The organism is Aeromonas sp. s8 (assembly GCF_040907785.1).
Lineage (GTDB): Bacteria > Pseudomonadota > Gammaproteobacteria > Enterobacterales > Aeromonadaceae > Aeromonas > Aeromonas veronii.
Genome location: NZ_JBFOCL010000002.1, coordinates 22530 through 33105, shown reverse-complemented (window position 1 = coordinate 33105; position 10576 = coordinate 22530). Strand labels below are relative to the sequence as shown.

Annotated in this window: 8 protein-coding genes; 5 read left to right on the top strand and 3 right to left on the bottom strand. The window is 60.3% G+C overall.

The genetic code is table 11. The annotated features are described in order from the left end of the window. Positions 1-144 precede the first annotated feature (144 nt). A complete protein-coding gene (gene fabB, locus AB5Y86_RS00485; RefSeq protein ID WP_100645761.1) occupies positions 145-1356 on the bottom strand; it encodes a beta-ketoacyl-ACP synthase I in 1212 nt (403 codons plus the stop codon). A gap of 90 nt (positions 1357-1446) precedes the next feature. Between fabB and mnmC the strand changes: the two genes are divergently transcribed. Continuing rightward, entirely contained in the window at positions 1447-3465 is a 2019-nt protein-coding gene (gene mnmC, locus AB5Y86_RS00480; RefSeq protein WP_368191722.1) for a bifunctional tRNA (5-methylaminomethyl-2-thiouridine)(34)-methyltransferase MnmD/FAD-dependent 5-carboxymethylaminomethyl-2-thiouridine(34) oxidoreductase MnmC, read from the top strand. A 95-nt stretch (positions 3466-3560) separates the two neighbouring features. Here the strand turns inward: mnmC and AB5Y86_RS00475 are convergent, their stop codons facing one another. Beyond that, on the bottom strand, positions 3561-4157 hold the full coding sequence (locus AB5Y86_RS00475) for a DUF922 domain-containing protein (protein ID WP_368191720.1): 597 nt from the start codon (positions 4155-4157) through the stop codon (positions 3561-3563). Between the two features lie 183 nt (positions 4158-4340). Beyond that, a complete protein-coding gene (locus tag AB5Y86_RS00470; protein WP_368191719.1) occupies positions 4341-4805 on the bottom strand; it encodes a hypothetical protein in 465 nt (154 codons plus the stop codon). A 195-nt stretch (positions 4806-5000) separates the two neighbouring features. Between AB5Y86_RS00470 and dcuC the strand changes: the two genes are divergently transcribed. From dcuC to AB5Y86_RS00450, 4 genes are all read left to right on the top strand, one after another. Next, the gene (gene dcuC / locus AB5Y86_RS00465; RefSeq protein WP_058058454.1) at positions 5001-6353 is read left to right on the top strand and encodes an anaerobic C4-dicarboxylate transporter DcuC; all 1353 of its coding nucleotides are present in this window, start codon (positions 5001-5003) and stop codon (positions 6351-6353) included. A 91-nt stretch (positions 6354-6444) separates the two neighbouring features. Then, positions 6445-8091 carry a bifunctional UDP-sugar hydrolase/5'-nucleotidase gene (locus AB5Y86_RS00460; RefSeq protein WP_368191717.1) on the top strand — a complete coding sequence of 549 codons (1647 nt, stop codon included), beginning with the start codon at positions 6445-6447 and terminating at the stop codon, positions 8089-8091. A 185-nt stretch (positions 8092-8276) separates the two neighbouring features. Next, the gene (locus tag AB5Y86_RS00455) at positions 8277-9920 is read left to right on the top strand and encodes a hypothetical protein (RefSeq protein ID WP_368191716.1); all 1644 of its coding nucleotides are present in this window, start codon (positions 8277-8279) and stop codon (positions 9918-9920) included. A 143-nt stretch (positions 9921-10063) separates the two neighbouring features. Further along, positions 10064-10567, top strand: a complete 504-nt coding sequence (locus AB5Y86_RS00450; RefSeq protein WP_245147684.1) for a M48 family metallopeptidase — start codon at positions 10064-10066, stop codon at positions 10565-10567. Positions 10568-10576 lie beyond the last annotated feature (9 nt).

Sequence of the window (10576 nt, the reverse complement as noted above, 5' to 3'; positions counted from 1 at the left end):
AGCGAGTAATCGCGCTGTGTCCGTTTCACACCTTGTCCCATCGGGTTCTCCATTTATTGGGGGGAAAGGTGTAAACCATATTCAGGACGGGACACCGAAGACAAAAAAAGCGCCCTGAGGCGCTTTTTTCATATCAACCGGATATCAGCCTTTGAACTTGCTGAACACCAGGGAGGCGTTGGTACCGCCAAAGCCGAAGCTGTTGGACATGACGGTATTAAGCTCGGCCGCTTCGTACTCACGCACGATGGGCAGACCTTCAGCCTTTTCGTCCAGGGTCTCGATGTTGATGCTGGGAGCGATAAAGCCGTGTTCCATCATCAGCAGGGAGTAGACAGCCTCGTGCACGCCGGCGGCGCCCAGCGCATGGCCGGTCATCGCCTTGGTGGCAGAGATCTTGGGACCGTTGGCACCAAACAGCGTCTGGATAGCTTCCAGCTCTTTGGTATCACCCACCGGAGTGGAGGTGCCGTGGGTGTTGATGTAATCGACCTTGCCCACACCCTGCATCGCCATCTTCATGCAACGCACCGCGCCTTCACCGCTCGGCGCGACCATGTCATAGCCATCGGAAGTAGCACCGTAACCGGTCAGCTCGGCATAGATGTGAGCGCCACGGGCCAGCGCATGTTCCAGCTCTTCGATCACCAGAATGCCGCCGCCACCGGAGATAACGAAACCATCGCGGTTCGCATCATAGGTACGGGACGCTTTTTCCGGCGTGTCGTTGTACTTGGTGGAGAGGGCGCCCATGGCATCAAACTGGATGGTAGAGGACCAGTCCAGCTCTTCACCGCCACCGGCGAAGACCACATCCTGTTTGCCAAGCTGGATCAGTTCAAGCGCGTGACCGATGCAGTGGGCAGAGGTGGCGCAAGCTGAGCTGATGGAGTAGTTGACACCCTTGATCTGGAACGGGGTCGCGAGGCAAGCAGAGGTGGTGGAGGACATGGTGCGCGGCACCATGTAAGGGCCCACACGCTTGACCCCTTTCTCACGGGCGATGTCCACAGATTCCGAGGTGTTCTTCCCGGAGGCACCACCTGAACCGACCACCAGGCCGGTACGCTCGTTGGAGACCTGATCTTCCGCCAGACCGGCATCTTCAATGGCCTGCTGCATGGAGAGGTAGGCGTAGGCCGCAGCATCGCCCATGAAACGCATGACTTTACGGTCGATCAGTTCAGACGGATCGAGTTTGATGTTACCCCAGACACGGCTGCGCAGGTTGTGCTGCTCGAACTGCTCGGAATAGGTGATGCCGGATTTACCTGCTTTCAGGGAGGCCAGCACTTCTTCCTTGTTGTTGCCGATACTGGAGATGACGCCGATACCGGTGATCACTGCTCTTCTCATTAATTCATCTCGTCTGGAAAAACTGGCGCCAAGTCTACCCGCTTTCGGCTGCCAAACTGGTCTGCTTTCACGTAGAATGCCCGCGATTTTGTGACGCGAGCCGAGGAAAACGTGAGTCAAACATCCTTACATCATGCCCGATTGGACTGGAATGAAGCGGGAACTCCTGTCTCCAGTGACTTCGGGGATGTGTACTTTTCCAATGATAACGGTCTAAGTGAAACCCGCTACGTCTTTTTGCAGCAAAACCGGCTACCTGCGCGATTTTCGCACCACGATAGTGACAGTTTCGTGATAGGTGAAACAGGTTTCGGCACAGGCCTTAACTTTCTGGCGACAATGCAAGCCTTCCTGGAACAGGCGCCTCAATCCGGCAACGGCTCCCGTCTGCACTTCATCAGTTTCGAGAAATACCCCCTGACCCAAGACGATCTGCGCAAGGCGCTGGCCGCTTGGCCTGAACTTGGCCACTTGAGTCAGGATCTTGTCGCCCAATGGCCGCTGCCGGTCTCCGGTTGCCACCGCCTGCATTTTGCGGGTGGCCGCATTCGCCTCGATCTCTGGTTTGGCGACATCAAGGATATGCTGCCGCAGGTGCCTCACTGGGCAGAAGGTCTGGTGGACGCCTGGTATCTGGATGGTTTCTCCCCGGCCAAGAACCCGGAGATGTGGACACAGGATCTGTTTGATGGTCTCGCTCGCCTCGCCCGTCCCGATTGCTCCATCGCCACCTTTACCTGTGCCGGTTTTGTCCGTCGCGGCCTGATTGCCGCCGGTTTTGCCATGAAGAAGGTGAAGGGCCACGGTAGCAAGCGGGAGATGCTGGTGGGGGATCGCACCGACAAGCAGCCGCAGCAGACCATCGCCCCCTGGTATGCCCGTCCTGCCGGACGCGCTGGCGAGGTAGTGATCATCGGCGGCGGCATCGCCTCGGCCATGACGGCGCTCTCTCTGGTGGAGCGGGGTCGCAAGGTGACGTTGCTGTGTGCAGATGGCGCACCGGCCACCGGCGCCTCCGGCAACCGCCAGGGGGCGCTCTATCCCCTGCTCAACGGCGAGCACGATGCCCTGTCACGCTTCTATTCGCTCGCCTTTGGCTATGCCCGCCAACGGCTGCTGGCACTGGCCGAACGCCATCCTATCGCTTTTTCATTGTGCGGGGTAACCCAGCTCGGTTATGACGACAAATCGGCAGCCAAGCTGGCCAAGATGAGTCAGGGCCCCTTCCCACCCGAGCTGATGCATCCCCTCTCTACAGCAGAGGTAGAGCAGGTGGTTGGCCTGCCCTGCGGCCACAGCGGCGTCAGTTACCCGCTGGGTGGCTGGCTCTGCCCGGCCGATCTCACCCGAGCAGCCCTGAAAGAGGCGCAAGCCAGCGGCCTGCTTGAGGTGGTGTTCAACACCGAGGTGGTTGCCATTGCCAAGCAGACAGATGCTTGGCACATAGAGAGCCAGGACGGCCGCCACTGGCAGGCCCCCAATCTGGTGGTCGCTGCCGGTCACCAGTTGCCAGCATTGCTCCCCTTTGCCGAACTGCCGCTCTATCCGGTGCGCGGTCAGGTGAGCCATGTGCCGACCACGGCCAGCTTGCGTCAGCTCAGCACAGTGCTCTGCTACGATGGCTACCTCACGCCGATGCACAACGATCAACACTGCATCGGCGCCAGTTATGGCCGCAACCAGAGCAGCCTTGAGTTTCGTGCCGAGGAGCAAATCCAGAATCAGGTGCGGTTGCAAGCCTGCCTGCCGGAGCAAACCTGGCCCACCGAAGTGGATGTGAGCGGCAACGAGGCGCGCGTAGGGGTGCGTTGTGCCAGCCGGGATCACCTGCCGGTAGTGGGGCCAGTGGCCAGATTGCAAGGTCTGGCGGATCACTATGCGCAGCTGCAGCATGATCAGCACAACGCCCAGCCGCTCCCCCTTCACCCCGGCCTCTATGTGCTGGGGGCGCTCGGCTCGCGGGGCCTCTGCTCGGCGCCGCTCTGTGGTGAGCTGCTCGCCAGCGAGATCTGCGGCGAGCCCCTGCCGCTGGCCGCCGATCTGCTGGAAGTGCTCCACCCTGCCCGTTACTGGGTGCGCAAGCTGCTCAAGGGCAAAGCGCTGGTCTAAACCGGACTCTGCAAACAAATAGAATGGCCGCCCATCGGGCGGCCATTCTATTTATCAAATCGTGCGATGCTGGATATTGCGTCTTGAGATAGCGCTTACTTAGGCCAGTGCACCCCGAGCTGTTCGCCGTAACCTGTCTGACGCTGGAATCCGTCGAGCCGTCCCTTGATCTTGTTCAGCTCGCCACTGCCTGCTGCCCACGCGGCATAGCGCAGCACCTGACAATCTGCATGACCGGGTAATCCCGCAATCGCGCCACCCACCTGATTGGCCCCTTGCAGCACCATCTCCTTGAAGCGGGATTCGTAGTCAAACATGCTGGAGAGCAGCCGCCCCCAGCGCTTGCGGGCAGGATCGTTACTGTTCGCGCTCTGACGCCAGCGGGGCAGCAACACGGTGGCGTTGGTGGTCACCGTCACCCGGTTGAGCTGGCAGCGACCCGGCAACTGCTCGGTATCCAGCTGCCAGTCCACCTGATAACTCGCCTTGCCGAGCACGGGCTTGCCATTCACCTTGGGAGCACTCTGGGCAATCGCCCGGGCAAGCTGCTCCGGACCGGTTGCATTGACCTCATAAAAACGGACATTGATGCGGGACTCTGGCACCACTTGCGGCCGGCTCGGGTGAGCCTGACTCATCAGGGGCAGCAGCAACAACCCGACCCCCACTACTCCATAAACCTTGCTGACCATGCCAGACTACCTTCCTTGATTGCACGGGCGGAGTACCAACCTTAGTGAACCCCACCGCCACACAGATGACGGGTATAGCCTATGTGTGACGACGAGGCGGCGCAATACAATGATGCGCCCAGAAATCAGAGCACGCTCACAGGTTGCGTGAGCAGAGTATGGCACAAGGCCAAAACTGTATTTTTATTGAGCATGACGGCTGATGCGCTGCCAGTCGAGGTGATAGTTTTTCACATTGATGTCATGACCATCTATCTGAATAAAATGATCATTTTTAAGGCGGTTGGCAAAAAAGTCCTGATCTGCCCCCTCATTGAGCCACAGCTCGCAAAGTCCCCGTTTTTCCTCTTTGGCATAGAATCTCGGGGTGACCAGCAACGCAACCCCATCTACCCGGATGGCATGACGGGCCAGGCAGTTTGCTTCGGTGGTTTTGGATGCCAGCGCGGCAAAACGGGGTCTGTTCCCCTCGGCAACCACCAGTACGCCGTAAGAGTGAGGAGCCATGAGACGCCGCATGGCGACCGCCTGATGAGGACCGGTTTGATGAAAACCGTCATTGGTTACCGCAAACACGCAATTAGGTGAAAATAGCATCGCAAGCAGGAAAATAGAGCGTTTAATGCCTGAAAAATCACCAACCACCATATAAAAGCCTCAAAAGACAACCAAGGCTGGCAAGGGTAGGTAGCCAAACCCGCTGGGTAAAGTACCTTTACCTTTCTTTAATTCTGTTCACGGGGTTAAACGTTGATTTAGCTCACACAACATCCTGTTTCCAGTCGCCACTCTACCCCTATCGGAATAGACTCCCTCCACTCTCATCCAATCAGAAGGCAACATATGCTGGAACTCATCGTTGGCACCCTGGTCACCCTGGTGGTGGGCCGTGCCATTTTCAAAGGATACTCCGCGACCGGGGTGCTGCTGAGCGGCGGCTTGCTGCTGCTGGTCATCACCGCCATGATGGGCAAACCGGTACTGCCGAGCAAGGTGGTCAGCACCGGTTACATTGCAACCGATATCTTCGAATACGTCCGCTTCCTGCTCAATGACCGTGGCGGTGGACTGGGGATGCTGATCATGGTGCTGTGCGGCTTTGCCGGCTACATGAGCCATATCGGTGCCAACACCATTCTGGTCAAACTGGCCAGCAAACCGCTCGGCATCATCAAGTCCCCTTATATCTTGCTGGTGGCTGCCTATCTGGTGGCCTGCGCCATGTCGCTGGCGGTCAGCTCCGCTACCGGCCTCGGCGTGTTGTTGATGGCCACCCTGTTTCCACTGATGGTCAACATGGGGATCTCCCGTGGCGCGGCTGCGGCCGTGTGCGCCTCGCCAGCCGCCATCATTCTGGCACCGACCTCAGGGGACGTGGTGATGGCCGCTCAGGCCGCCAACATGCCACTGCTGGATTTTGCCTTCAAGCTGACCCTGCCCATCTCGCTGGTGGCGATCGCCTGCATGGCGGTGACCCACTTCTTCTGGCAGCGCTACCTTGACCAAACATCCGGTGAACACAATGAGCCGGTCGCCCCGGGTGATCTGGTGACGACTGCGCCGGCCTTCTACGCCATCCTGCCCTTTACCCCCATCATCGGGGTGCTAGTGTTTGACGGTAAATGGGGCCCACAACTGGATATCGTCACCATCATCGTCATGTGCATGGTGTTGGCCAGCCTGCTGGAGCTGGTGCGGATCCGCAATGGCAAGGAGCTGCTGGATGGTCTGCAGGTCTGCTGGCGCAACATGGCTGACGCCTTTGCCGGTGTGGTCATGCTGCTGGTCGGTGCCGGTGTCTTCGCCCAGGGTCTGATGACCATCGGCTTTATCGACACCCTGCTGGCTCACGCGCAGGATCTCGGTTCCGGCGGCCTGATCATGATGCTGTCACTGGTGGTGATCACCACCCTGGCCGCCTTCACCACCGGCTCGGGCAATGCCCCCTTCTACGCCTTCGTGGAGCTGATCCCCAACCTGGCCAGCAGCCTTGGCATCAACCCGGCCTATCTGGTGATCCCAATGCTGCAAGCCTCCAACCTGGGTCGCACCATTTCTCCGGTCTCCGGGGTGGTGGTCGCCTGTGCCGGGATGGGCAAGCTCTCGCCGTTCGAGGTGGTCAAACGCACCAGTATGCCGGTCGCCGTCGGCCTGCTGGTGGTGATTGTCGCCACCCAGATCATGGTACCCGCCTGATCATTGACCAGCCCGGCTCCCTGCCGGGCTGGTATCCTCCCCCCCCTTTGCAGTAGACTCGGTGCTCATTTTCCCCCTAAGGAGGACCGAGATGAGTATTACGGTTCAACTTGCCCATTTCAGTGATTGCCACTCCCACTTCGATGGCGCGCCCATGAGCTTCTCCCCTGTCGGTGAAGGCCAGTGGCGCACCCAGTGCGGCGGTTATGCCCGGATCCTGACCCGACTGACCCAACTGCGTGCCAAAGCCGCAGCAGCCGGTCAGCGTTTTCTGTTTCTGCACGGTGGCGACTCCTTTCAGGGCTCTCTCTATTTCAACCGCTTCAAAGGGCGTGCCAACGCCGACCTGCTCGCCATGCTGGCCCCCGATGCCATGGTACTTGGCAACCACGAATTCGATCTGGGCAACGGCCCGCTGGTGGAGTTCTTGCGCCAGCTCGATTTTCCGGTGCTGGCCGCCAATCTGGACAACAGTCAGGAGCCTGCCGACACGCCGCTTGGGCTGTGGGATATTCCCCATCTCTACGACGCCCATCAGCCCTGGCATCGTCAGGTGATCGACGGGGTTCCCTTTGCGCTGCTCGGCATCACCCTCGCCCAGATGGCTGCCATCGCCAACCCGGATCCCCACACCCGTTTCCACGCGGTCGCCGACACCCTCACCCGGGTGCTGCGGGAGATCAAGCGCGAAGGGATCCAGCATATCGTGCTGCTGAGCCACCTCGGGCTGGATCAGGACAAGCTGCTGGCCGAGCGCTTCCCCGAGCTCAGCCTCATCATCGGTGGCCACACCCACAGCCTGCTCGGCGATCTCGCGCCGCTGGGTCTGCCAAGCGAAGGTACCTACCCCCTGATGAACAACGGGGTGGCTATTTTGCATGCTGGCCACAGCGCCCTCTGCCTCGGTGTCTGCGAGCTCACCTTCGATAAGGCGGGCCGCGTCGTGCAGAGTCAGGGACAGCTGGAGTGGCTCCCTTGGCAGCCCTGGCCATTTGCCTCCACCCCACCCGCCGGGCTCACCTTCTGCGAGCCGGATCAACAGCTTGAACAACATCTGGCCAAACGCTACCGGCCGGAGATTGAAACCATGAGCCAGCGCATCGTCACCCGACTGGCGGCGCCACTTCCCCATCAGCGGCTGCCGGATGCCACCCTGCCCCACGGCAGCCAGCTCGCCCCGCTGGTGGCCCGCGCCATGCTGACCGCTGCCCGTGAACAGGTAGGCGAGGTGGACTTTGCCCTGCACAATGCTGGCGGCGTGCGCTGCTCGCTGGAGCCGGGCCCCCTGAGCGAAGCGGATATCGCCGGTCGCCTGCTGCCGTTTGCCATTCCCCTCACCCTCTATCGGGTGCACGGTCACGAGTTGGCGGAAGCGCTGGAAAATGCCATCGACAACGCCACCAACAACGGCGTGGTCGGCAATGGCAATGGCAGCTTCCCCTACACCGCTGGGGTGCGATTCACCTATCAGGCCGATCGGCCCAAGGGTCAGCGCATCACCCGACTGGAGTGGGAAGCCGCCCCCGGCCTGTGGCAAGCGGTCAATGCCGAACAGGTCTATCGCGGAGTGTCGAGCGCCTATACCGCCTCCGGCAAGGAGGGTTACACCGCTCTGGCGCGCACCCTGACCCAGCACAATCAGGAGCTCGGTATCACCCTGGCCGACGCCTTTATCCGCTGGGCCCGTCACCTACCGACACTGGAAGCGCAGCCGCCCCTGGTTGAGTACTTCAGTTGATATCGGGGGGATGCTTTGCCACATCCCCTGACGGCCAATATTGCCGCAGCCAGCGCCCGGTTCCCTGCAAGAACCGGGCTTTTTCGAGAATATTTGCCCCACACGGGCCCGCCCCATTGCATCGCACTCACTAGCTCGGCAAGATAGGCCCGCTTTCAAGACCAGCAGCAGGAACAGGCGACTTCATGAATCACTCCATCCGTTTCACTCCCCCTCGCGTCAACCCGGGTATCAAGCCAGCCATTGTGCTGCTGACCGCCCTGCTGGCGCTGCTCTTCTGTCTGCGCAATCCGCTCTTCCACGCCATGGCGCCGGGCTTTGATGCCTCGCTGTTCGCGGTGATGGGCAAGATGTGGAGCGAAGGGGGCGTGCTCTATCGCGACATGATTGACATCAAGGGGCCGATGATTTTCGCCCTCGACGCGCTGGGTTATCGAATGGGGGGATTTGTCGGGATCTGGGCGCTGGAGTGGGTGCTCTGCTGGCTCGGATTGCTGGCCAGCTGGCAGGCCTTTGCCCAGCTCGGACTCTCGTTCAAGGCACGTCTTGGCGCCATGCTGGCAGTGCTGGCTCTCTACGGCACCCGTTACTACTACGGCAACATGACTGAGGACTGGACCTTCCACCTCGCCCTCATCGCCCAGTGGGCCTTCATCACCCTGCTGCTGGACAAGGGATTTCGCTGGTGGCCCGCGCTGGTGGCGGCCCTCACCTTCGCCATCGTCGCCTGGATGCGCACCAACAACGGCGCCTTCTGGGGGGCCTGGTATCTGGTGCTGTTCTGCCACTGGTGTCTGCACGAGAAGTGGCGTGATGCCATCTTGCTGCTCATCTCCAGCCTGCTGGGGTTGGCGCTGATTGGCGGCCCGCTTTACGCCTACTTCCAGCAACATGATCTGCTGGCGGCCTTCAAATACTACGCCTTCGACATCTTCTTCGAGGGGAGCTACGGCAATGGCTTCTCACCCATGGTGGGCGCCGTCGGCCTGCTGCGTACCGGCCTTGTGATGCTGCTACCCGCCTTCATCATTCTGATGCTGAGCCGCCGTCAGGAGTGGTATCTGCCCGCCTTGCTGGCGACCCTGTTTGGGGTGCTGTTCACCCTGATCGCCAACTCGGTTTCCGGCCATGTGTTCGATCACTATGACGTGCTCTATCTGCAACTGGCGGTGCTACCGCTGGCGGTATTGCTGGATCGCAGCGAACAGCAGGCTGATGCCATCGGCCTGCTCTGCATCTCGCTGGTGGTACTCACCGCCAGCTGGCTGCTGGCCCAGCAGCTCGCCTTTGGCTGGAGCACCAAGGAGTGGTCCCTCGAACGGGTCAACGAGGTGCTCGGCACCAGCCTGCTGTGGGCGCTGCCGGTGCTGATCCTCATCCCCCTCTGGCGCGCCTGGGATGTGCGCAGTGCCACCCCCTGGCTCGCAACGCTGGCCATGCTGCTGCTGATGATCAACAACGCCTGGGAAGGCACCCTCAAGGGTCGCCCCTTCAATCCGGCGGCGCAGGTACGGGTTGATCGCATCAAGGCCGAAACCAGTCCGAGCGACAAGATCTGGGTCGATGGCATCCAGCCGCAATATTATCTCTGGACCGATCGCCAGCCGGCTTCCGCCTACCTCTTCTTTGCCAACGTCAATCCGCCCTATGACGTGCGCGAGCGGGTGCTGGCCGATATCCAGCGCCAGAATCCGAAGTTCATCATCGCCAAGCCGGATCGGGTGAGCGAGGAGCTGAAAAAACCGAGCTCCCCTTCCCATCTCGCCTTCTATCAATACCTGACCAGCCACTACGAAGAGGTGGATCCGGGTCTCTATCGCCAACGCTGATCGTCAATACGCCCGCAGGGCGGCCATTGTTGCAATGGCCGCCCTTTTTCTTGTGCCAGAGCCCCTTGCAGAAGCGGCCCACAGTAGGCAAGCCCACCCGAGATAACTACAATGGCGCTCTTTTTGATGTAACGAGTGACACCATGGCGGAACTGACTTATCTGGGCGGCTATCCCGACCCTCTCAAGGCACAGGTACAGCAGCTGATTGCGGCAGGCAAGCTGGGGGAGATGCTGGCCAAACGCTATCCGGAGAGCCACCAGATCCAGAGTGACAAGGCGCTGCTCGCCTACACCATGGAGCTGAAGAACCGCTACCTCAAGAGCTCGGCGCCCCTGTCAAAGGTGGTATTCGACGGCAAGATCAACGTGATCAAGGATGCCCTCGGCCTGCACACCTACGTCAGCCGGGTGCAGGGCAGCAAGCTCAAGGCCAAGAACGAGATCCGCATCGCCGCCCTGTTCAAGGAGGCGCCGCCCCCGTTCCTGAAAATGATCGTGGTGCACGAGCTGGCCCATATCAGAGAGAAGGATCACAACAAGAGCTTCTACCAGCTCTGCCAGCACATGGAGCCCGACTATCATCAACTGGAGTTTGATCTCAGGCTCTGGCTCACCTGGCGTGATATCGACAAGGCCAACCGCTAGGCTGACAAC

Bases quoted from the DNA above. Each gene is read 5' to 3' on its own strand.
- AB5Y86_RS00450 (WP_245147684.1), top strand. From the start codon at position 10,064: ATGGCGGAACTGACTTATCTGGGCGGCTATCCCGACCCTCTCAAGGCA.
- AB5Y86_RS00455 (WP_368191716.1), top strand. From the start codon at position 8,277: ATGAATCACTCCATCCGTTTCACTCCCCCTCGCGTCAACCCGGGTATC.
- fabB (WP_100645761.1), bottom strand. From the start codon at position 1,356: ATGAGAAGAGCAGTGATCACCGGTATCGGCGTCATCTCCAGTATCGGC.
- AB5Y86_RS00470 (WP_368191719.1), bottom strand. From the start codon at position 4,805: ATGGTGGTTGGTGATTTTTCAGGCATTAAACGCTCTATTTTCCTGCTT.
- AB5Y86_RS00475 (WP_368191720.1), bottom strand. From the start codon at position 4,157: ATGGTCAGCAAGGTTTATGGAGTAGTGGGGGTCGGGTTGTTGCTGCTG.
- AB5Y86_RS00460 (WP_368191717.1), top strand. From the start codon at position 6,445: ATGAGTATTACGGTTCAACTTGCCCATTTCAGTGATTGCCACTCCCAC.
- dcuC (WP_058058454.1), top strand. From the start codon at position 5,001: ATGCTGGAACTCATCGTTGGCACCCTGGTCACCCTGGTGGTGGGCCGT.